General features: G+C 39.4%; 20 protein-coding genes. 10 read left to right on the plus strand and 10 right to left on the minus strand.

What is annotated here, in order from left to right; translation table 11 throughout:
• Window positions 1-40 precede the first annotated feature (40 nt).
• The 5 genes from truA to asd form a co-directional block, all read right to left on the minus strand.
• The gene (truA, locus tag ACXM0J_RS08940; protein ID WP_086265064.1) at window positions 41-838 is read right to left on the minus strand and encodes a tRNA pseudouridine(38-40) synthase TruA; all 798 of its coding nucleotides are present in this window, start codon (window positions 836-838) and stop codon (window positions 41-43) included.
• Between the two features lie 14 nt (window positions 839-852).
• Entirely contained in the window at window positions 853-1,824 is a 972-nt protein-coding gene (locus tag ACXM0J_RS08945; protein ID WP_060465236.1) for an asparaginase, read from the minus strand.
• A 58-nt stretch (window positions 1,825-1,882) separates the two neighbouring features.
• Window positions 1,883-3,175 carry a hypothetical protein gene (locus tag ACXM0J_RS08950; RefSeq protein WP_213034404.1) on the minus strand — a complete coding sequence of 431 codons (1,293 nt, stop codon included), beginning with the start codon at window positions 3,173-3,175 and terminating at the stop codon, window positions 1,883-1,885.
• Between the two features lie 59 nt (window positions 3,176-3,234).
• The gene (locus ACXM0J_RS08955) at window positions 3,235-4,596 is read right to left on the minus strand and encodes a type IV pilus assembly protein FimV (RefSeq protein ID WP_086265063.1); all 1,362 of its coding nucleotides are present in this window, start codon (window positions 4,594-4,596) and stop codon (window positions 3,235-3,237) included.
• Between the two features lie 148 nt (window positions 4,597-4,744).
• On the minus strand, window positions 4,745-5,863 hold the full coding sequence (gene asd, locus ACXM0J_RS08960) for an aspartate-semialdehyde dehydrogenase (RefSeq protein ID WP_005066045.1): 1,119 nt from the start codon (window positions 5,861-5,863) through the stop codon (window positions 4,745-4,747).
• 187 nt (window positions 5,864-6,050) lie between these two features.
• On the opposite strand from asd, the gene ACXM0J_RS08965 reads away from it, so the two are divergent.
• Window positions 6,051-7,160: an endonuclease/exonuclease/phosphatase family protein gene (locus tag ACXM0J_RS08965; protein WP_086265062.1), complete on the plus strand. Its 1,110-nt coding sequence runs from the start codon at window positions 6,051-6,053 to the stop codon at window positions 7,158-7,160.
• Window positions 7,161-7,860: 700 nt separating this feature from the next.
• Window positions 7,861-9,147, plus strand: a complete 1,287-nt coding sequence (gene gltP / locus ACXM0J_RS08970; RefSeq protein WP_086265061.1) for a glutamate/aspartate:proton symporter GltP — start codon at window positions 7,861-7,863, stop codon at window positions 9,145-9,147.
• A 55-nt stretch (window positions 9,148-9,202) separates the two neighbouring features.
• Here gltP and ACXM0J_RS08975 read toward each other — a convergent pair whose 3' ends face one another.
• From ACXM0J_RS08975 to ACXM0J_RS08990, 4 genes are all read right to left on the minus strand, one after another.
• Complete coding sequence (locus tag ACXM0J_RS08975) at window positions 9,203-10,303, minus strand: glycosyltransferase family 4 protein (RefSeq protein WP_086265060.1); 1,101 nt, start codon at window positions 10,301-10,303, stop codon at window positions 9,203-9,205.
• 264 nt (window positions 10,304-10,567) lie between these two features.
• Window positions 10,568-11,503 carry an LpxL/LpxP family acyltransferase gene (locus ACXM0J_RS08980; RefSeq protein ID WP_086265059.1) on the minus strand — a complete coding sequence of 312 codons (936 nt, stop codon included), beginning with the start codon at window positions 11,501-11,503 and terminating at the stop codon, window positions 10,568-10,570.
• A gap of 110 nt (window positions 11,504-11,613) precedes the next feature.
• The gene (locus ACXM0J_RS08985; protein WP_086265058.1) at window positions 11,614-12,246 is read right to left on the minus strand and encodes a LysE family translocator; all 633 of its coding nucleotides are present in this window, start codon (window positions 12,244-12,246) and stop codon (window positions 11,614-11,616) included.
• Between the two features lie 223 nt (window positions 12,247-12,469).
• Window positions 12,470-14,380, minus strand: coding sequence for an ATP-binding cassette domain-containing protein (locus tag ACXM0J_RS08990; RefSeq protein ID WP_086265057.1), 1,911 nt, complete (start codon window positions 14,378-14,380; stop codon window positions 12,470-12,472).
• A gap of 32 nt (window positions 14,381-14,412) precedes the next feature.
• On the opposite strand from ACXM0J_RS08990, the gene ACXM0J_RS08995 reads away from it, so the two are divergent.
• Window positions 14,413-14,658: a SlyX family protein gene (locus tag ACXM0J_RS08995; RefSeq protein WP_002115104.1), complete on the plus strand. Its 246-nt coding sequence runs from the start codon at window positions 14,413-14,415 to the stop codon at window positions 14,656-14,658.
• Between the two features lie 55 nt (window positions 14,659-14,713).
• Here the strand turns inward: ACXM0J_RS08995 and ACXM0J_RS09000 are convergent, their stop codons facing one another.
• On the minus strand, window positions 14,714-15,724 hold the full coding sequence (locus tag ACXM0J_RS09000) for a zinc-binding alcohol dehydrogenase family protein (RefSeq protein WP_086265056.1): 1,011 nt from the start codon (window positions 15,722-15,724) through the stop codon (window positions 14,714-14,716).
• Window positions 15,725-15,823: 99 nt separating this feature from the next.
• Here ACXM0J_RS09000 and ACXM0J_RS09005 point away from each other — a divergent pair, with 99 nt between their 5' ends.
• The 7 genes from ACXM0J_RS09005 (at window position 15,824) to ACXM0J_RS09035 (ending at window position 23,433) form a co-directional block, all read left to right on the plus strand.
• Window positions 15,824-16,201 carry a winged helix-turn-helix transcriptional regulator gene (locus ACXM0J_RS09005; protein ID WP_069141742.1) on the plus strand — a complete coding sequence of 126 codons (378 nt, stop codon included), beginning with the start codon at window positions 15,824-15,826 and terminating at the stop codon, window positions 16,199-16,201.
• Window positions 16,202-16,349: 148 nt separating this feature from the next.
• The gene (locus tag ACXM0J_RS09010) at window positions 16,350-16,799 is read left to right on the plus strand and encodes a hypothetical protein (protein WP_002114763.1); all 450 of its coding nucleotides are present in this window, start codon (window positions 16,350-16,352) and stop codon (window positions 16,797-16,799) included.
• Between the two features lie 35 nt (window positions 16,800-16,834).
• Complete coding sequence (gene topA, locus ACXM0J_RS09015) at window positions 16,835-19,471, plus strand: type I DNA topoisomerase (protein WP_086265055.1); 2,637 nt, start codon at window positions 16,835-16,837, stop codon at window positions 19,469-19,471.
• 88 nt (window positions 19,472-19,559) lie between these two features.
• On the plus strand, window positions 19,560-20,318 hold the full coding sequence (locus tag ACXM0J_RS09020) for a hypothetical protein (protein WP_086265054.1): 759 nt from the start codon (window positions 19,560-19,562) through the stop codon (window positions 20,316-20,318).
• 126 nt (window positions 20,319-20,444) lie between these two features.
• Window positions 20,445-21,026 carry an HdeD family acid-resistance protein gene (locus ACXM0J_RS09025; RefSeq protein ID WP_080632757.1) on the plus strand — a complete coding sequence of 194 codons (582 nt, stop codon included), beginning with the start codon at window positions 20,445-20,447 and terminating at the stop codon, window positions 21,024-21,026.
• A gap of 114 nt (window positions 21,027-21,140) precedes the next feature.
• A complete protein-coding gene (locus ACXM0J_RS09030; RefSeq protein ID WP_057085663.1) occupies window positions 21,141-23,120 on the plus strand; it encodes an ATP-dependent helicase in 1,980 nt (659 codons plus the stop codon).
• A 73-nt stretch (window positions 23,121-23,193) separates the two neighbouring features.
• Window positions 23,194-23,433 (plus strand): RNA recognition motif domain-containing protein, encoded by a 240-nt coding sequence (locus tag ACXM0J_RS09035; RefSeq protein ID WP_002115113.1) that lies wholly within the window; start codon window positions 23,194-23,196, stop codon window positions 23,431-23,433.
• The last annotated feature ends 5 nt before the right edge of the window (window positions 23,434-23,438 follow it).

Here is a 23,438-nt window from a genome sequence, read left to right on the forward strand (position 1 = left end):
AACAGCATCGCTAGATAAGTATATGTAAAGTTGGCTAAGCTTACTCAGGTAAGTTTAGCCAATGTGGCCCAAGTGGTGGTTGCGGCAAATCAAACTGCTCAGGATAATTACATTGAATAAAGTAAAGGCCATCGGGTGGGGCGGTTACCCCAGCTGCCTTACGATCCTGCGCTGCAAACATTGCATCGATATGATCAATCTCATACATACCTTGACCAATTTCGAGTAAGCAACCGACAATATTACGCACCATATGGTGTAAAAAACCGTCTGCTTGAATATCTAACACCAAATAGCGACCATGTTCAAATAGACGGCAATGCGTTACATGTCGTACAGGCTTATTGGACTGACATGCTGCTGCGCGAAAAGTTTCAAAGTTATGCGTTCCTTCAAATTTACTGGCAGCTTCAATCATCTTTTGCACATCTAGCTTTTGGTAAATGTGCGTAACTTGCTTGTGTAATAGTGCTGGGCGATGAGGTGCGTTATAGATGATATAGCGGTAACGTCGAGCAGTCGCTTTAAAGCGGGCATGAAAACTTTCATCCATCAGTTTAATCCACTGAATGGAAATATCTTTAGGTAGTTGGCTATTTGCCCCTCTTAACCATCCCATTTCTGGACGAATGGCATTCGTATCGAAATGTGCCACCATGTTGGTTGCGTGTACTCCCGCATCAGTACGGCCCGCACCGTGAAGTGCAATGGGCTCATCTGCAATTTTACTCAGTACACGCTCGATCGTTTCCTGAACGCTGGCAACGCCTGGCTGTTGTGTTTGCCAACCTCGGTATTGAACTCCGCTAAATTCAATACCGACCGCATAACGTTGCATAGCTTTACCTCTATTTAATGCAAATTTTCATTCCAATGGCTTAGCCATTGTTCTGGGGTTGGGTATTTTAAATAGATTTGAAGTGCTTTTGCATAAAGATCTGCATGACTATGTGCATCACTGATGACAATTTTTGCAGTTTTGGCCCATGCACTAATCGCATAACGTTGATCAATACCACCGAATGTCACCTGAGTGGTAAGAATCGGAACACAGCCACGTGTGTAAAGCTCATCTAATGTTGCGAGTAATTCTTGGTTTACTGCAATATTGCCAGTACCAAAACCTTGTAACACTAAAAAGTGTGGTGGGGCCGAAAGTAAGTGACGTAATTGTTGTACTAAGTGCTGTGTTGCAATGGGTTGCATCATCCAGTTTAAAATCTGGAAGGAAGCAGCTCGTTCAATTTGGGCATCTTGAACGATCAATTCATTTTGCTGAGGCGTAAACTCAGCTTCACTACTTAATCCTGAAAATGCATCGAGTTCAGTCGTATGCGTTTTTAGTGCAGTTTGCGCGTGGAATACTTGATGGTGGAATGCAAGATAAGCACCCACAGGTAAAGCAATCACTTGTTCTAATGCAAGATATAAGTTCTCAATTGCATCAGTAAATTCACGGGTGTTATCGCCTTGAATATTGAGTAACGGGTATTGGCTACCGGTAATCACAATATGACAGCTTTGGCCTAAAAAGCGGGCTAAGGTTGCAGCCGCATAACTGAGCGTGTCTGTACCATGAATAACAACGAAATGCTGATAACCTTCAAGTTGTAGTTGTTGTATACGTTGAATCAGGCGTAACCAGTCAGGTGCCGTACATGCACTGCTATCAACAATATTGGGTGCAGCAAAGCAGTCAACTGTTAAGTGTGGGGGAATCACTTTTTCAAGTTGAGGTAAGAATTGCTCATAAGGCATAGGAGCTAGAGGTTCACCAATGCAACCAAAAGTACCACCCATATAAAATAAGGCTATTTTTTTCATATTTTTGCAGGCATAAAAAAGCAGTCATCTCTGACTGCTTATGGTAAATCGAACAGTTCTAAGAAGCTATGCGATTAAGTAAGTTTTTCGCGCGTTGTTGTTGTTCTGTGTTGAATTTTTGCTCATTGCTTGCCAATAAGGCTTGAGCTGCTGGGTAGGCTCCTAACTTGATGTATTGCTCAGCTAGTTTTAGATCAAGTTCATTTTCATCTAACTGTTTTAACTCTGGAAAGGCTTCAAGAAGTGGATCTTTTATCTGATCTTGAACAGACTCTTTGCTTACTAAATCTATATGATTTTGAGTTTCAATCTCTGGTGCTATAACTAACGCAGACTCATCTAATGAGAACTCTAGAGGTGCGATTGGTGTTGTTTCTAATGGAGTTTGTTCTACTAATTTAAGCCCATCTAATGGTGAAACTTGTTCATTAGATTTCGACTCTGTATTTGGCGGATTTAATTCAAGATTAAAATCTAATGCATTGGCGTTATTCTCTTGATTTGCTGGTACTTCTACTACTTGAGTTTTTTCCTTAGTTTCATGTAAAGGTGCCAACTCAAAAGAAAACTCTAAATCAGCGAGATCGTTTTTTTCTTGAGATGACGATAAATCTAGTACTTCTTGCGATGTTGATAATTCTGGTTTGTGTACAGGTTGGCTAGTATTTTCTGTAACTGCAGTTTGTTCAAATGAAAAGTTAAATTCTAAAGGTTCAACTTCAACAGTAGGTTCTTGTTTTACAGGTGTATAGTCTTTCTGCAAGTCATCAAAAGAAGTTTCAGAAGAACTTGTTGTTAACTGATCAAACTGAGCAGTTGTGTCTGGAGTATCTTTGGGTTCTTCATATGTTTTAGCTTGAGGAAAATCAATAGCATCGGGTTGTCTTGATGACTCATATTCTTTTTTTCTAGCTTCTGCTTGAGTAGCTATTTCATTTAATGCCAAGCTGCGAATATGACTAACAAGTTGCTGAATCGCAAATTCATCTTTTTGAGCAATATGAATCTCAAGAAGTAATAAATACAGTTCATGTTGGGTATTATCTTTTTTCAGCGCCTGATTGACTTGAGCTTCAGCCGCTGAAAATTGTTTTTCTCGAATGAGCTGTAGAATGGTTTGACGTAAAACTTCCGGTATAGGATTACTTTGTGGAAGAGCGGGAGCCGCTTGTTCAACCACATTTACTTTACTCTTTTCACGCGAGTTTTTATTCGATTTAGCATTCGCTTTTTTATTACTTTTTCTATTTACCGTCTTCGGGGAAGTGGCCTCTTGTTTTTGATTATTCTCGCGCTTTTTTAAAACAACAGCGACCACGAGTAATATGATAAACGGAATCACATATAACATTACTTTCCCCTTAAAAAATAAATATTTGCAATATAAAGTCAGCTAACTCTGGTTTTAACTTAATGTTTTTGCTTATGAGCCTGTTGCTGTGCTTGTAACTGCTGTTGTAACTCTGCTAAACGCGCATTCAAAAGTTGAATACGTTGGTCTTTTAAACGTAAAGTTTGATTTAGTTTGGTTACATTCCTTTGTAATGTAACGGTTTTTTCTCTTGTTGTCATAACTTTTACTGCTAACTCAGTATTGTTTTGACTTTGTTGTGTGCTCTTTTTAGCACTCCCATGGCTAGAATTTTGGCTGTTTTCAGCCACGATACTCATTTCCGCTTGTTGTAAACGGTATTTAGCTTTGCCAGAAGTTGATTTTGCAGTATGTGTTATGTCTGTTTTTGACTTGTTTTGCTGAGGTTTGGCAGTAGGAGAGTGAGCTAGGTTAAGGGCGATTCCCTGACGTAAACGGTTTACATCACCTTGAATAAAAGCATGTCTGTTTTGAGCTTGGATATCTCGCATGACCTTAGCTATAGGTTGTTTGGTCTGTGCTGCAATACGATTGGCAATACTCCATAAAGACTCGTTACGTTGTACGACATATTTACCTGATGATGCTGGCCCTTTGTAGGAACTTAGAGATTGTTTCTTCACAGGATTTTGGTTTAGAGTCTTTTTAGATGGTGATTTCTTTTGCGATATTAGATTCTTGATAGGAGTTTTGGGTGAATCATTTGTATCTGTCTTAGGGGGAGTCGGTTTAATTTGATTTTCTGTTACTGTCTGATTAGGGGCAGTAGCTGTTGCAACTTGTTGAGTAATCTGAGTGGAAGTGTTTTCACTAAGCGTGTTAGATGAATTTGTATTTATAGCTGGAGCAGTTCCAGAACTAATATTAAGGCTATGTTCATTATTCGAATTATTTGTAGTTAAGGCTGCAGTTGGTGATGCATATGGAGTACTTTCTGGCAGATTTAGAGCAATGTCTTTTTCATTGACAATAAACTGAGGTGATAAAGTATTTTCGTTATTTTCAGTCTTTTTTATAGAGGAAGGCTTAATTAAAGTTTTAATATGCTGCAAACGTGTGGCAGAACCTTCACTAATTTTCACCACAATATTGAGTTCAGGATCAAGAATAGGGCGAGATGAGGTAATAACAATAACCCCCGAACCTAGACCGTTTTGGCGTGTATAAAAATTAAGATTTCCTGGAGGCTGATGAGACACACCTAGAGTACTTAAATCTTCAGGAGTTGCTAAACTGACTTGTAAAGTTGCGTTAGGGTCAGCTTTTTGGAAATTCATTTCTGCATATAACAAATCGCCGGGTGCGGACTGAATTTGTATAGGGTCTAATGTAATCGCATAAAGAGAAGGCGAAGACATAATGGTGAAAATGGCAATTTTTAATTTGTTATAAACAGTCATCTCAATCCATGACCTAATAAGTCGTAAAGTCGTTCAAAATTATACAATAATGAAATGTAAATAAATTGTAAAATTTTCACAAACCAGTTACGAAAAAGCCGATCTAATGTGATCGGCTTTTTATTTTGACTGAATAATTCAAATCAAATTATGAGCTTTTGTATTCTACTAAGATGCGTAACATACGACGTAAAGGCTCAGCAGCACCCCAAAGTAACTGGTCACCCACTGTAAATGCACCTAGATATTCTTTACCCATGTTGAGTTTACGTAGACGACCTACAGGCACAGTTAAAGTACCAGTTACAGCAACAGGTGTAAGGTCAGTCATAGACGCTTCACGAGTGTTTGGTACAACTTTCGCCCATTGGCTTGAAGTACGAATCATATCTTCGATTTCATCAAGTGGTACATCTTTTTTCAACTTGATTGTCAGTGCTTGAGAGTGGCAACGCATCGCACCAATACGGACACAGTGGCCGTCGATAGGAACAATTTGTGAGTTACCCAAGATCTTGTTGGTTTCAACTTGACCTTTCCATTCTTCTTTTGACTGGCCGCTTTCAAGTTGCTTATCAATATAAGGAATCAATGAACCAGCTAATGGCACACCAAAGTTTGCAGATGGGAAACCTTCACCACGTTGTAACTCGGCAACTTGACGATCAATATCCAAAATTGCAGATTTAGGATCATCTAACAATGTTTTAGTATTGTTGTATAAGTAGCCCATGCCAGTAAGTAGCTCACGCATGTTTTGTGCGCCAGCGCCTGATGCTGCTTGATAAGTCATAGCAGTCATCCACTCCACCAAATTGTTTTGGAAAAGTGAACCTACACCCATCAACATAAGCGATACTGTACAGTTACCGCCCACGAAAGTTTTGGTACCGTTAACCAAGCCGTCTTTAATAACGTTAAGGTTTACTGGGTCAAGAACGATGATTGCATCATCTGACATACGTAAAGTTGAAGCTGCGTCAATCCAGTAACCATCCCAACCAGTCGCCTTTAACTGTGGGAAAACTTCAGACGTATAGTCACCACCTTGACAGGTAATAATGACATCCATTTGCTTCAGACTATTAATGTCTGTAGCTTCCATAAGTGCTGGGGCAGTCTTACCACCAAATGAAGGAGCTTCACCACCTGCATTACTGGTAGAGAAATAAAATGGCTCAATATGAGCAAAATCATTCTCTTCAACCATACGTTGCATAAGGACGGAACCGACCATCCCGCGCCAACCGACCAGACCTACTTTCATGTCATTTTGCCTCGGTGCGTTAAAATTGTTAGGGGGAGTTGAGTGTATCAAAAGTGTCCACAACTGCAAGCGTTACAGAAACAAAACACCATCTTTATTGAGTAGAATATCTTGTTTATGTTACATACAAAATTGATAAAGATGACAAAAACTTTAAAAAACAAATCATCTTAAAAGAGAAAATTCAATGATTTATATCGAAGTTCTAGCTAGTCTGGTGATTTGGTTGAGTTTCTGGTCACTTATTCCTCGTGATGAGTGGTGGTTTCGTGGTGCCGACTTCCCTCGGTTGCAGATTTTATTTGTTGGTCTGTTAGCCTTTGTAGGCATGTTGTTTTGGCCCACCGAATGGAATCTCTGGCGTGAAGTAGTGCTGGCTGTGCTCATCGCTGCCATTGCCTACCAGCTTAAAATGATTTTGCCTTATACCTTGTTTTGGAAAAAACAGGTTAAACAGGTAAAGCAGTCTCAATTAGATCCACAAAAGCAGATTTCATTAATCGTTTCAAATGTTCTAACCCCAAATGATAAATATCATTTATTGCTTGAACAGATCAGAGCATTAAAACCTGATTTATTACTTACCTTAGAAAGCGATAAGACATGGGAAAATGCTTTAAGGGAGATTGAAAGTGACTATCCTTATCGCGTTCCTGTACCTTTAGATAACCTCTACGGCATGCATTTATATAGCCGTCTACCTTTATCAAATACTGAAGTTAAATTTATTCTCAGTGATGAAATTCCCTCTATACATACCACTGTTACTTTGCGATCTGGTATGCCTGTTCAACTCTATTGTTTGCATCCTAAGCCACCTAGTCCGACTGAGGCGAAGGATTCGACTTTACGCGATGCAGAGCTTTTAATTGTTGGTGATCAGATTAAAGATCTAGATGAAAGCTGTATTGTGATGGGAGATTTAAACGATGTAGCATGGTCGCGTACTACGCGTTTATTTCAACGAATTAGTGGATTACTTGATCCACGTGTTGGGCGACATTTCATTAATACTTTTCATGCAGATTATCCATTGCTGCGCTGGTCTTTAGACCATATTTTTCATAGTACCGATTTCGGTTTGGTGAAGATGCAACGTTTGCCTCATATTGGATCTGATCATTTTCCTGTCTATGTGGTTTTACAGACTGGTCGTATATTTGAGCATATACAAGAGGAACTGGAGCAAACTCAAGATGATGAAGAAGAGGCGCAAAGAGCCATCCAAGAAGGAATTGCAAAGGCTGAAGCTGAAGAAAAAGTAGTGACTGATAAAATTGCACAGCCTTATAAATAAAAAAGAATATAAAAAATGATGTAAGCAATATCGTACAAAGATTTGAGTCTAGGGCGAATAGGCAGAGGGTTATAAAAACCTTATTCTACATTCATCGGCACACGGAACCGGGAATGGATAATCCCACGTAAGGATACACAAAGCTGATATGGAATAGGCATCACGGATCAGATGTTGGAACGGAAACGATAAAAATAATTATTAACCTGAAAGCACAACCTCATTTACCCGAGTTTTGCAGGATGCAGAACTCGGGTTGATATTTTTATATCCCTTATTTAATTCTGTGTAAATAAAATAAATATTTTTAAGCTAATTTTAATGTTTAAATCTATTTAATAATCAATAAATATCCATGTGTTTTTGTATAAATTTCAGCAATTTCCAATGAAAAAAAATATAAAAAATTTTTTTATTAAGTTTTTGTTTTTATAGAATATTAATAAATAAACATAGGCTTTGATCTATTTAAAGATAAATTCGACTTGTTTAATTAATAAATCTCAATAGAATGTGCCGATCGTTGACATGTTGGATCGTCAACAGGCATTGTTTTTTACTTCGCCGGATCGGCGGGTTGTGATTTGTTTGTGCATTTAAATTTCTGTTTGGGAATTAGTGTACATATTGAGGTTTCACTCTTAGTTAGTGGTCTTCTCCCTCTCATATTTGATACTTTGCGGTGCATAAGGATTGTCTTATGAAGAATTTTAAATTTAGCCTTGCTTGGCAAATTTTAATTGCTTTAATCCTAGGGATAGTTGTCGGGGCTGTTTTACATAACCAGCCTGAAATCAGAGACAGTATTGTGAATAATGTTCTTGCCCCTCTTGGTAAGATATTTATTAGCCTGATTAAAATGATTGTTATTCCAATCGTTTTCTCTACCTTGATTTTAGGTATTGCAGGTGTTGGCAGTACGAAAAGTTTAGGGCGACTTGGTTTTAAAACCATTCTCTATTTTGAAATTATTACGACGATTGCTATTTTAGTTGGTTTGTTTGCGGCAAATATCTTCCATCCTGGTTCAGGCATTGATATGTCTCAGCTAGTTCAAACAGATATTTCTCAATATAAACATACAACTGAAGAAGTTCAGTCACAGTCACATGGTCTTATTCAAACAATATTATCGCTCATCCCAACGAACATTATTAGTTCAATGGCACATGGCGAAATGTTACCTGTGATTTTCTTTGCTGTATTATTCGGTATTGGTTTATCTTCTTTACCAGCAACCACTAAAGACCCATTGTTAAATGTATTTCATGCAGTTTCAGAAACGATGTTCCGCGTAACGCACATCATCATGAAATATGCGCCAGTGGGTGTGTTCGGTTTAATTGCGGTAACTGTTGCAAACTTCGGTTTCGCTTCTCTCATTCCATTGGGTAAATTAGTTGTATTAGTTTACGGCGCAATTTTCTTCTTTGCGTTTGTTGTGCTTGGTTTAACTGCAAAAATGTTTGGAATCAATATCTTTATCTTATTTAAGATTTTAAAAGATGAATTGATTTTGGCATTTTCAACGGCAAGCTCGGAAACAGTTTTACCGCGTATTATGCAAAAAATGGAAGCTTACGGTGCGCCTAAAGCAATTTCCAGCTTTGTGATTCCAACTGGTTATTCATTTAACCTTGATGGTTCTACGCTTTACCAAAGTATCGCGGCAATCTTTATTGCACAGCTTTACGGTATTGAAATGTCAATCAGCCAACAAGTTATTTTGGTTGTAACATTAATGATTACTTCTAAAGGTATTGCGGGTGTTCCTGGCGTATCATTTGTTGTGTTATTAGCGACATTGGGTAGTGTTGGTATTCCTGTAGAAGGCTTGGCATTTATTGCTGGTGTTGACCGTATTATGGATATGGCTCGTACTGCGTTGAACGTTGTTGGTAACGCGCTTGCTGTACTTGTAATTAGTAAATGGGAAAAACAATACGACTCTGAAAAAGCTGCCGCTTATGAAGCATCTCTTAAATAAGAGAGAGGTTTTTTAGTCGAAAAAACCCGCGAAAATCGCGGGTTTTTTTATTGGGTTATTTTAAGACGCGTTGATATAGATCCAGTGTTTGGTCACACATGTCTTTCAAACTAAACATGGTAACAGGGGCAACGATTTGAGGTTGTTCAATATGATTTTTTACAGTCTCTACTAAAGCTTTTTCATTCTCTGCCTCAACAAGACCTTGCGGATATACATTCGTTAAAATCTCGGCAACACCTCCACGGTTCCAGCCAATCACTGGCGTACCGACTGAAAGCGCTTCTAAGGCTGTTCTACCGAATGTTTCTGCTTGGTTGGATAGAGAGAGAACTATATCGCTAAAAGCAAGCCATTCCCGAATATCTGAGCGATGGCCTACGAAGGTAATTTTATCTGTGAGCCCTTTGCTTTGAATAGTCTTTTGCAATTCACTTAAGTAGGCTTGCTTTTTGGCATCAGCACCACCAACAACAACCGCATGTAACTGAGGATATTGCGACTGAAGTTGTTGAATCAGTTCAATTAAACTTTCATGACCTTTTAAGCGTGTAATACGACCAGGTAAGCAAAGTAAAAACTTATTTTCAAGCTCAGGAAAGTCATTAAAAACTTGATTAAACCACTGTGCTGAGGGCTGGTAATTATGTGGAAAAGCAGTTGGGTCAATGCCTCGATAAATTCGCACAATATCTTGCGGTGGGCAGTTTTTATAATGGTCAGTGATGTATTTAACCACGCTGTCAGAAACGGCAATCACTTTTTCAGCTTGAGTCATAATCGCACTATAACGATTAACTGAATAGAAACCATGTACAGTGCTAATGAGGTGAGGGCGTTTGTTTACAGGTATTTTTCTTAAGGCAAAGTGAGTAAGCCAAGCTGGGACACGTGAGCGCACATGAACAATATCGGGTTGATGCTGTTCAATCAGCTTGCGTAAAGGACGGATTTGCCACAAGCTCGACAATGATTTTTTATGAATAGGTAGCGTTAAGTGAGTAGAACCTTCAGCTTCGAGCTGGGACACAAGTCTTCCACCATTTGAAACAACTAGAGACTGATGACCTTGTGCAATCAGTGCACGTGCAATTTCCAGTGTGCCGCGTTCTACGCCACCGCTATTAAGTTCTGGGAGAAGTTGCATCACTTTCATTGTTTTTGCCTTATACATTCATAAAAGATGGACCATCCACAGATACATCATTTCAAACTAAATCATTATCCGGAATTTACTATCGTGCTAGCGACATGGATGTCGCTGTTTCGCTGTGTTACAAGGAAGTAACATCAGCGGAACAAAGGATTTTTACTTACTTTTTATCCTTAACAAGTAAGGTCTGCCTATTCGATAGTATTTGAATTTCAATTTAAATTGAGGCAGTGCCTACTATCAATTTAAAATTATCACAGCTTTATATTAATAGATCTCTTCATAACCCTCTGGACGTGTCTTAAAACGACGATGGAACCACATATATTGAGTCGGTGCGATGCGAAGTTGATTTTCAATAATTTTATTAACTCGAGTTGCATCATCGACTTCATCTTCACTTGGCATATTTTCGACCGCAGGTTCAATCAAAATATGATATTTAGGATCTTGTACATCACCATGACGGTAAAAATATAAAGGAACGGCAACCGCTTTTGAGATTTTTAATAAACGACGGTGAGCAGTTACTGTGGCCGCTGGCACACCAAAGAAGGGTGCCATCACCCCTTGTTTAAGTCCGAAGTCTTGATCGGGGCTATACCAAATTGCATCGCCATCTTTAAGGTGGCGAATTAAACCACGCATATCATCATGATCGATTTGTGCTTTATAGATGGTGCCACGGCAACGATAAATCAGCATATTGAGCAATGGATTATTTTGAGGGCGGTACACAACATCTGGTTCGAAATATTGAGCACAAACATAGCCACCCGCATCAAGAAGGGTACTATGAGTTCCTAATAATAAAACGCCTTTGCCTTGAGCTTGGGCGTTGGTAATGTGTTCTAAGCCTTCAATGGTGACGCGGTTTTTAAACCAGTAAGGCTTATACCATGCGTTTAATGTCTCAAACACACCAAGCATCATATCGACAAAAACTTGCTTAGCTTGTTGCTGTACTTTTTCAGTTGACCATTCGGGAAAGCAGATTTCTAAATTACGAATAGTCGTTTTTCGGCGAGATTTTAAGTATTTCCAAGCAAGATTTGCTAAGCCATGAGCCAGACGCCACTGAATTGCCCATGGTAAAATAGCCAATAGCATTAAAAAAACAATGGCAATCCAAATACCCCAATATTTAGGTAATAAAAAGGACCATTGAAATTCACCGGGCGTATAAGTCTGCTTTTGGCTCATAACGATATAAAGAATTCAAAATTAAAACTGGCAAAAGTGTATCACGAACTGAATTTATCGTCGTAATACACTGTTGAATTGAGCGGTTAAGATGAGGAAGTAAAACGCGGTTATCGACGATTTTCTAAAAGAATGCGAACAGCAAGACCAGCTAACACCGTTCCCATAAGCCAGCGTTGTATATTTGCCCAAAGAGGCTTGTGTTGAAGAAAAAGGGCAATGCTACCCGCGGAAAGTACAATTAGCGCATTTACCGAGACGCTAACAAAAATTTGAATAGTACCGAGCTGAATGGATTGCCATAAAATACTGCCTTGTTGTGGGTGAATAAATTGTGGCAATAACGATAAATACATAATCGCAATTTTAGGATTAAGTAGATTTGTAGCAAAACCCATTAAAAATAGTTTAGCTGGAGAGTCTACTGATAATTGTTTTACATCAAAAATTGGGGATGCATTGGGACGTAGCGCTTTCCATGCTAGCCAGAGTAAATAAATTGCTCCTGCAATACGGATGGTGTCATAAGCATAAGGAACTGCAACAATAAGGGCTGTAATCCCGAAAGAAGCGCAAAGCATATAAAATACGAAGCCAACGCCAACACCAGCGAGTGAAATAAATCCCGCCATTTTTCCTTGGCAAATTGAACGAGAAATAAGATAAATCATGTTTGGGCCAGGGGTGAGCACCATTGCCAAACAGATTAATCCGAATGCTAAAATTTGAGAAAGATCTAGCATGAAAAATACTCGAATATTATTATATAGGTAGATATAACATAATTATTTTTATAAGTCTTATATTCAATCAGAGTGTTATTTAAAACTATTAAGTCTAACTAAACTTAATCACTTATCATGTACTTTTATAGCTTTTTTGCTTTAAAAATTTATAGATATTCTGAAAAAAGCCCCCTTAATTTAAGGAGGCTTTTTTACTTACTTTAAAGGAAGTAAAAGTGAATTAATTTCCTTTGCTCATTTGTTCAAGTTCATCCCAGCGTTCTAATTTTTCAAGTAATACCTCTTCAATTTCTGCGAGACGCTGACTTGCTTTAGTTGCTTCATCGGCATTACTTACAAACCACGAACCATCTGCCAGCTTGTTTGAAAGCTCTGCTTGTTCAACTTCCAGTTTCTCGATTTCAGCAGGAAGTTGTTCAAGTTCACGTTGGTCTTTATAGCTCAGTTTGACCTTTTTCACGTTACTTTGTGCAGCGGCTTTTTCAGCTTCGGCTTTTGCCTGAGCTTTTTTAACATCAGACTTTTGGTCTACGACTTTATCATCTGGTCGTTGCTGTAAATAGTCTTGGTAGCCACCAATGTACTCTGCAATATTGCCTTTACCATCAAATACCCAAGTCGATGTTACGACGTTGTCCATAAATGCACGGTCATGCGAAATGAGTAATAGGGTACCTTTATATTCAGAAAGCATCTCTTCAAGTAGCTCAAGAGTCACCATATCCAAGTCATTGGTTGGTTCGTCCATCACAATCAGGTTCGATGGTTTAAGTAATAATTTAGCAAGCAAAATACGGTTACGCTCACCGCCAGAAAGGGCTTTTACTGGTGTGCGTGCGCGTTCAGGCGAAAACAAGAAATCTTGTAGATAGCTATAGATATGTCGACGGTTACCGTTTACATCAACAAAGTCAGAGCCTTCTGAAACGTTTGCCATCACTGTCTTTTCAAGGTCTAAGGCATTACGTAATTGATCAAAATAGGCTACTTCTAACTGTGTACCTGTCTTAACAGAACCACCGTGCTCGATTTCACCTAAAATGGCTTTAATTAACGTCGTTTTACCGACACCGTTATCACCTACTAAGCCAATACGGTCACCACGCATGACTAGTGTAGAGAAATCTTTAATCAGTGGTTTACCATCATAAGATACGCTTAAGTGCTCAATATCAAATACTAATTTACCAGAGCGATTTGCTTCCTGAGTCGCCATGCTCACTTTGCCTTGTTGTGAACGGCGAGCTTTCGATTCTTCACGTAAAGCTTTTAAGGCGCGCACACGGCCTTCGTTACGCGTACGACGAGCTTTAATCCCTTGGCGAATCCAAGCTTCTTCTTCAGCTAACTTTTTATCAAATAAAGCATTTTGTTTCTCTTCTGCTTCCATTTGCTGAGCTTTAAGCTCTAAATAGCGTGAATAGTTGCCTTCGTAGCCACGTAGGATGCCACGGTCAAGTTCAACAATTCGAGTCGCAATGCTGTCTACAAAAGAACGGTCATGCGAAATAAATAGTAGCGTTAAATTATTTTGATCGAGTAGGAATTTTTCTAGCCACTCAATACTTTCAACATCTAGATGGTTGGTCGGTTCATCTAGAAGTAATACGTCCGGTTGTGTCAAAAGAGCGCGGGCGAGTAAAACACGGCGTTTACGTCCTCCCGAAAGATCTGCCAAATCTGCATTTGGATCGAGTCCCATTTTACTTAACAGGGCATTGACCTTGTTTTCGAGTGCCCAGCCGTCGAGTTGGTCGAGCTTATGCTGTAGGTTGCCCATACGGTCACAAGCTTCCATATCTCCCAGCATACAAGCATCAGTTGCTTCATGATAAGCTCTGAGTACTTCGGCAGCTTCTCCTGCACCATCAGCTACAATGTCAGCAACCTTACCTGAATCCATTGGAACGTCTTGGGCTAACATTGAAACAGTTAAACCATTTTGAATAGAAACTTCACCAGAATCTGGTAATAGGCTTCCCTCGATCAGTTTAAGTAAAGTAGACTTACCTTCACCATTACGACCAATTAAACAGACTCGTTCGCCACGTTCTAGATTAAAGTTCGCGCCATCGAGCAGGGCAGGTCCGCCAAAAGCAAGTTGGACATCCCTTAGGGTAATATAGGCCATAATGTTTTCCAGAATCTCAAATGAGGATTTAAATGACTAAACCACCATATCATGATGATCAAGCGTCATTTTCCGCACCCATTGAAGATTTGCAAGTGCGAATTACATTTTTGGATGATTTAGTTGAACAATTAAATCAACAACTCGCTATTCAAACTCAAGAAATAGCTGATTTGAAAAAACAAATGCAATTTCTTTATCAACGTGTGGAATCGTCGGATTTATCAGAAGGCATTGCACCTTTTGACCCATTAACGAATAAACCTCCCCACTATTAATAAAAAGGCAAGTTCGATACTTGCCTTTTTATTTGGAAATATTTTCCAATTTTGCTTAAAAACCTTGTAAGACGATCTTACCTTTTGTTGTGCCACTTTCAATTTGCTGATGAACTCGTTTTAAATTTTCAGCATTAATTGGACTTATAACTTCCGTTACAGTCGTTTTGATTTTCCCTTCATCAACCAGCTTGCTGACTTCATTTAATAGTTCACTTTGTTTTACCATATCTTCGGTCTGAAACATTGAACGTGTAAACATAAATTCCCAATGCACAGATACAGACTTTGACTTAAACGGTTTGATATCTAACTGTTCAGGATCATCAATAAGCCCAAAACGGCCTTGCGGTGCAATCAACTCGACAATATCTGCTAAATGCTGATCTGTTTGAGTGGTTGAGAACACATATAAAGGTGCAGTTAAACCTAATTGCTTGATTTGGGCTGCTAAGGGTTGACGGTGATCTAACACATAATCTGCTCCAAGTTGCTTAACCCAGTCTTGAGTTTCTGCTCGTGAAGCTGTTGCAATAATTGTTAGGTTTGTCAGCTGTTTAAGAAGTTGAATGGTGATTGAGCCAACACCGCCAGCTCCACCAATCACTAATATTGTTGTGCTTTCTGGCGCTTTCTTTGGAACTTGCAGGCGATCAAATAACATCTCCCAAGCCGTGATTGCAGTTAAAGGGAGAGCTGCCGCCTCGGTTACTTCTAAAGTTTTTGGTTTATGGCCAACAATGCGTTCATCAACCAATTGTAATTCGCTATTACTACCTTGACGATTAAGAGCACCTGCATACCAAACAATATCGCCAATCTTAAATTGAGTAACTTTATCTCCAATCGCTTCAACTACACCTACTGCATCCCAGCCAAGAGTTTTCCACTGATTATTCTCAGGGCTTACATTCTTTCGAATTTTAGTATCTACCGGATTTACTGAAACAGCTTGTACACGAACAAGTAAATCGTGTCCTTCAGCAATAGGGGCATCGAGTTCAATATCAACGAGTGCTTCTGGCGATGTAATAGGCCCCGCTTTTTGATATGCCACAGCTTTCATAATTATCATTCCTCTTGTTGAGAGTTTGATCATAACGTAAGCTTAAAATAAGTGACTACAGACAAATAACGCTCATAGTGTCAAAAAGGATACTGTAAAATGGCAAAAGTACGACATTCAAGTTTTGATTGCTCTCCGGGATGTTCAGTGGAGGCGGCGATTAGCTTGATTGATGGAAAATGGAAATGCGTCATTCTTTGGCATTTATTTAATGAAGGCACCTTGAGGTTTAACGAAATTCGAAAGCGTGTTCCGAGCATTACCCAAAGAATGCTGACAAATCAGCTACGTGAATTGGAACAAGATGGAATTATTCATAGAGAAGTCTATCCTCAGGTACCGCCTAAAGTGGAATATTGCCTGACTGACTTGGGACAAAGTCTTGAGAAAATTCTATTTGCTTTAAAACAGTGGGGGGATGCTCATATTGACCAATTTGGGAAACTGACACTTGTGGATCGTAATTCGAATCCTTAATTATATTTGAGTTAGCTCATCTTAATTTGCACTGTGACATCTGACTATTTTGAAGCTTGCCCCTGTATCGGGCATTATTTTTATGATGAAACTTGCGTTTTCTGGTCCGCTTATGCAACTCTAATAAAAGAGATTAATAGGTTTTGCTATGGACAATATGGGAATTTGGGTTACCGTTATCATTGTTCTTTTCGTACTAGGCTCCATTTTTGGTTTAAGAGTGAGCCCACGTGAAAAGGCACTTGGTATTATGCGTGATAAAGCTCGTAAAATGGGTTTACACCCACGTGTAATCGTTGCACCTGAATGGACACATGTCCCAATGGCGACTGAAAAGCGTGCCAGCATGGTTGCTTATTATAGTGTATTGATTCCCGATGCCCGTTTATCTTTAATGCGCGCTCGCGTTGTAGACGGCAAATTAAAAGTGGTTCAGGGTGATGAGAAATTTAATGATTCTCCCATTGCATTAAAAGGGATTTATGCTATTGATATGCAGGCAAACTGTGTAGGGCTTTATTGGGATGAGGAATCAGACCTGAGAGCAACACAATTAGATGAGATGAAGGCTTATCTGTTGAACTTGGCTAAAGCCTGATTTTTAAATTTATTGGTATAGGAATAACATTTTATATGGCGAATACCTCGCGCTCTGCATCTCAAAGCACAGCATCTACTGCATCTGCTGCACATAAACGTGCCTTAGTGATTGTGGAGTCGCCTGCCAAAGCGAAAACCATCAATAAATATCTGGGTTCGCAATACATTGTAAAGTCTTCTGTAGGTCACGTGCGTGATTTGCCAACAGGTGGCAGTAAATCAACTGAGAAAAAGCCGGCTGCACGGACTAAACTCACTGAAGCAGAAAAAGAACAAAAAGCCAGTCAGGCTTTAGTTAATCGTATGGGGGTTGATCCTGAACATGGTTGGGAAGCTCATTACGAAGTTCTGCCAGGTAAGGAAAATGTTGTTGCTGAACTAAAGAAACTCGCCAAAGATGCTGATGCAATCTATCTCGCAACGGACTTGGATAGAGAAGGGGAAGCCATTGCTTGGCACCTAAGAGAAGTTATTGGTGGTGATGACAGTCGTTATCATCGCGTGGTATTTAACGAAATTACTAAAAATGCTATTCAAGAAGCATTTAAACAACCTACCCGCCTAGATTTAAATCGAGTTAATGCACAGCAAGCACGCCGTTTCTTAGACCGCGTTGTTGGCTTTATGGTTTCGCCATTACTTTGGGAAAAGATTGCCCGTGGTTTATCGGCAGGTCGTGTACAGTCTGTAGCGGTGAAACTGGTTGTAGAGCGTGAAAGAGAAATTCGTGCTTTTATTCCAGAAGAATACTGGCAAGTTTTTGCAGACACGCAAGCCAAGAAAGATGACATTCGTCTTGAAGCAGTTAAGCAAGCTGGTAAAACCCTTAAACTGAAAAATAAAGCTGAAACTGATGCTTTATTGGATGTTTTAAAAGGTGCTGAATATAAAGTTGCACAGCGTGAAGATAAACCGACTAAGGTCAATCCAAGTGCACCGTATATCACTTCAACGCTGCAACAGGCTGCAAGTACACGTCTAGGTTTTTCTGTAAAGAAAACAATGATGTTAGCGCAGCGTCTATATGAAGCAGGTTTTATTACCTATATGCGTACTGACTCAACGTTCTTGAGTGACGATGCGGTAAGCATGGTACGTGCTCATATTGAAAGCCAATTTGGTGAGAAGTATTTACCTGCAAAACTAAACCGCTATGGAAACAAAGCCGGTGCTCAAGAAGCCCATGAAGCAATTCGTCCTTCTAATGTTGCGCTTACAGGTGACCAACTTGCAGGTGTAGAGCGTGATGCTCAGCGTTTATATGATTTGATCTGGCGTCAGTTTGTTGCTTGTCAAATGACTCCAGCAGAATATTTATCTTCAACTTTAACGGTTGAAGCTGCAAATGTTGAATTGAAGGCAAAAGGCCGTACGCTTGTATTTGATGGTTTTACACGAGTGCGTGGTGCTAACAAGTCTGATGACGATATTATTTTGCCTGCAATTAAAGTAGGCGAAATTTTAAAATTAGAGAAGTTAGACCCAAGTCAGCACTTTACTAAACCACCTGCACGTTTTACTGAAGCTTCTTTGGTTAAAGAACTCGAAAAACGTAGTATTGGTCGTCCTTCGACTTATGCAGCGATTATTTCTACGATTCAAGAACGTGGCTACGTTAAGTTAGAAAACCGTCGTCTTTTCGCCGAAAAAATGGGTGAAATTGTCACGGATCGTCTTGATGAAAGTTTCAATAACTTGATGAACTATGCATTTACAGCAGACCTTGAGGGGCAGCTCGATAAAGTTGCAACAGGCGAGCGTAACTGGAAAGAGTTACTTGATACTTTCTATGGTGATTTCAAGAAACGTCTTACCAATGCTCAAGGCGAGCACGGCATGCGCCGTAACCAACCGGTTGAAGTGCCAGCAGTACATTGTCCTGAATGTTCACGTCCAATGCAGATTCGTACAGGTACAACAGGCGTGTTCTTAGGTTGTTCTGGTTATAACTTACCGCCTAAAGAGCGTTGTAAAGGTACTTTGAACTTAACACCTGTTGAGTCCTTAGCTGCTCTTTCTGATGATGATGGTGCTGAAACCGCAGACTTGATGTCAAAACATCGCTGTGCAAAATGTGGCACAGCCATGGACAGCTATGTAATTGATGGTGGTCGTAAACTACATGTATGTGGTAACAACCCTGACTGTGACGGTTTTGAGCTTGAAGAAGGCGAGTTCAAGATTAAAGGCTACGATGGACCAACCATTCCGTGTGATAAATGTGATGGTGAAATGCAGCTTAAGACTGGTCGTTTTGGTCCGTATTTCGCTTGTACAAGCTGTGACAATACTCGTAAGGTCTTGAAAAGCGGTCAGCCTGCACCTCCACGTGTAGAACCGATCAAGATGGAACATTTGCGCTCAACAAAGCATGATGACTATTTCGTGTTGCGTGATGGTGCTGCTGGTCTGTTTTTGGCCGCAAGTAAATTCCCGAAAATTCGTGAAACACGTGCGCCAAAAGTTGCGGAATTGCGTAGTGTTGCTGCTCAGCTTGATCCTAAATATCAATTTATTTTACAAGCACCAGACGTGGACCCTGAAGGTAATCCGACAGTTGTGAAATTCAGTCGTAAGAATCAATCACAATATGTAGGTTCGGAAACTCCAGAAGGCAAACAAACCAAATGGAGTCTAATTTATCAAAATGGTAAATGGGTTGAGGGCTAATTAAGTCCACAATAAAAAATGCTAGCTCAGCTAGCATTTTTTATATCTAAAACAATTAAAGAAAATTTTAAATGTATGGGGAAAAAGAATGTGGAAAAACATTCGAGTTTTATATTTGTTAATTATTTTATTGATTGTTGCTGTTCAGGCATGGCGAGATCAAAACCAAGACTGGAATCAACCTATTGTTGTCGTTTTACATCCTATTAATGCAGATGGTTTACAGACAACACAGAGCTATATTCATCAGTTGCAATACATTGATTTTGAGAGAATAAGAAATTATTTAGGAGAATGGTCGCAGCATTATCGTGGTCAATCAGGAAACTTTGTAATTCGTTTAGGTCAGCCATTACAGCAACGACCTCCTGAGGTTCCTCAAAATGCCAATATCTTTCATGTGATGTGGTGGAGTTTAAAGTTCCGTTTTTATGCATGGCGTTATCAACAACCTGAAGACAATGGGGCATCACTTAAACTTTATTTAAATTATTACGATCCCCATTATCAAAAAGTTTTGATCCATTCGACTGCTTTGGAAAAAGGTCGTATTGGTAGTGTGAATTTATTTGCGACCAATACACAAGCTTCCCAAAATCAGATCGTGATTGTTCATGAGCTATTACATGGCTTTGGGGCACAAGACAAATATGATTTAAAAACTGGTCAACCGCTTTATCCTCTAGGTTATGCGTACCCTGAAAAAGTGCCTTTATATCCGCAAACAGCGGCTGAAATCATGGGTGGTCGAACACCATTATCTGAGCAGAGCAGTAAAATGCCGAATGGTTTACATGAAACAATAATAGGTTTACCTACAGCTCAAGAAATTGGTTGGGTGAAATAAAATTGTGGATAAATACTGCTTTATCCACATTAATTGATAAGAAACGATGCAGATTTTATACAGACAAAAAATGTGAAGTGGATCACTATTATTAGATAGATGAAATTCTAATACCTGATAATAAGAGTGGCCATGATGAAAACTGTCGGTAATGATTTGGTGCGCAATCAGTTACATGCTGATCGTAAGTGGTATTTGATATTAGGCTTTGTGCTTATTGGCTTCGGTCTGATTTTGTTTAGTTCATTACCATTTGCGACCTTTTCTGTCGTTTTTTTGTTTGGAATACTCATGATGGTCGGAGGTGTTTTACATCTTGTTGCGGCTATTAGTGTTTTTAAAGGCGCAAGCCGATGGTTATGGGCGCTGTTTGGTGTACTTTATTTAATAGCGGGTTATTACGCTTTTTCTACTCCTGTAAAAACAGCGGTAGTTTTAACAAGCTTACTATCGATTGCACTTATCATCGCTGGGACTATACGTACAATAAACGCAATTTTACTTAAGCCAATTACGGGCTGGGGCTGGACTTTATTCTCCGGATTATTAACACTCGCTACAGGTATTTTAATTTTGGTTTCTAAAGATTCACCTTTTTGGGTGCTAGGAATGTTCCTTGCTATTGATATCCTATTTCAAGGAATTAATTTTCTAGGTTTGGCTTCTGCGATTAAGCATCTACCATCTAGTTCAAAAACAATATCTTAAATAAGAAAATTGAATCAAAGAGCACTTTAGGTGCTCTTTTTGTTTTTAGGGCGAGCAGACGCATCTATGGTTGGGTCTGTTAAACTATGTCTTGGTGTTTTAGCGATATGTGTTATGAGTCTTGCAAAATTAATTAATGAACTAAATGCTCAGCAAAAAAAAGCAGCCACGACATCTGCGCAGAACTGTTTAGTTTTGGCGGGTGCTGGTTGTGGCAAGACAAAGACAATTGTTGCACGTGCCGCCTATTTAATTGATCAAGGCTTACCAGCGAATCAAATCCAGATTTTAACTTTTACTCGACGTGCTGCGAGTGAGATTGTTGCAAGAGTAGAGCAGCATGTAGGAGCACAGGCAAAGGGCCTAAGAGCTTCGACTTTTCATACTTTTTGTATGTATTTACTGCGCCGTAATCCACAAGCTTTTGGCTTAAATCAATTTAGTATTATTGATCGCGATGATCAGTTACTGATGTTCCGTTTATTAAGAGGTAAAGACAAAGATAATGTTTTACCTAAAGCGGCAGAGCTGTGTGATTTATATTCCTATGCAAGAAATACTCAAACCAAGCTTTCTGAAGCACTGCTTAAGCAACTTCCAGAAGCCTATGAGCACAAGGCACAAATTGCTGAGTTGATGAAAACTTATGAGCAACGTAAAAGAGAGCGTAATTTTTTAGATTACGACGATATCTTGTCGATTGTGGCTGTTCATTTACAAAACTCAGAAGCGTTGATCAATTGGGTAGCGGGCTTTTGTCAGGCATTGCTAGTTGATGAAATGCAAGATACAAACCCTTTGCAATGGGCTTTGTTACAGCCCTTAATTGGTAAAGTGAAGTTATTTTGTGTGGGTGATGATGCGCAGTCCATTTATGGCTTTCGTGGTGCAGACTTTGAAAATATTCATTCTTTTAAAGAACGAATACCCGATGCAGAAGTACTTACACTGGCTTTAAATTATCGCTCGACCCAAGAAATTCTAGATTTATCAAATTGGTTGTTGGCACATAGCCCAATCGATTATCAAAAACAGCTACAAGCGCATCGTGGCCAAGGGCAAAAGCCACAGCTACATTTGTTTGGTAATGAGTTTGAAGAAGCAAACTGGATTGCACAAGATTTAATAACACGCCATCAGCAAGGTGCAAACTGGCATGACCACATGGTGTTAGTCCGTTCTGGCTATAGTGCCCGATATCTAGAAGGGGCTTTTATTGCTGCTGAAATACCTTATCGTTTTATTGGCGGGGTAAAGCTTCTTGAGTCGGCCCATGTAAAGGATGTGCTCAGTCTCTTACGTATTGTGAGTAACCCTCACGATGATTTGGCTTGGATGCGCTTTTTAACCTTATGGGATGGGATTGGCGATGTTGGAGCGAGTAAGTTAGCCCAAGAACTGATGGGAATTGTTGATGTCGAGGAGCGCTGTCAGCGACTTGAACGCCATGGCAAGGTACCACTACAAGCGATTTTAATTTTAAAACAGCTAGATGTATTACAGCAGCATGTTGAGGCAAGTATTGGCTTGGCTCTTGATGCTTTAGGTGAACAGCTAGAGCAGAATTATAAAACTAAAGATTGGTCACGTCGTTTAAAAGACTTTGATTTGGTTAAGCAACTTGCACGAAAGCATGCGTCGTTAGGTGAATTCCTTGAGGAATATGTACTTGAGCCGATTTCAGTTTCTGAAATTGAAAAAGCTGCTGATCAAGATTTGGTAACTTTAATTACGATTCATTCAGCTAAGGGTGCCGAACAGAAAGTTTGTTATGTACCTCACGTATCGCCAAATCAATATCCTTATGCAAGGGCTCAGGGTGATTTTGATGATGTTGAGGAAGAACGCCGTGTGCTATATGTTGCCTTAACGCGTGCTGAAAATGAATTAATTTTGACGAAGCAAAATCTTAATACGTGGTCGCAAGACACTTATGATGAGCAAGGTCGTAAAGTTGAGAGTTATTTCTTAAATGATCTGCCTGCACACTTGGTTCAAGCAAAAATTCATAGGCAAGTACCTCAGCAATTTACTAAAAAACAATGGAACAGATCTCCTGCAGTAAATTTAGGTTTTGGTATCGATCTGGACTAAACTACTGTATAAGACGCTGTGATTACTTAAATGTATATTGGCCCTCCCTTTTATTGCCAATTAAGGTTAGAAAATGAAAATATTAGTTCGTAATTTAGATCGTGCTGTAAGTGAAGCTGAAGTTTTAGAGTTGTTTAAGGCATATGGTAAAGTTGATACATGTGTTCTTGTGACTGATAAAGACACAGGTAAATCGAAAGGCTTTGGTTTTGTTGAAATGCCGAATCCACGTGAAGCGATTAAGGCAATTAAAGGTTTAAATACGCTTAAAGTTAAAGGCTATGGAATTCGAGTTAAAGCAGCCGAAGAATAAGTTTT

Source organism: Acinetobacter sp. GRABPA_MV_2, assembly GCF_056725885.1.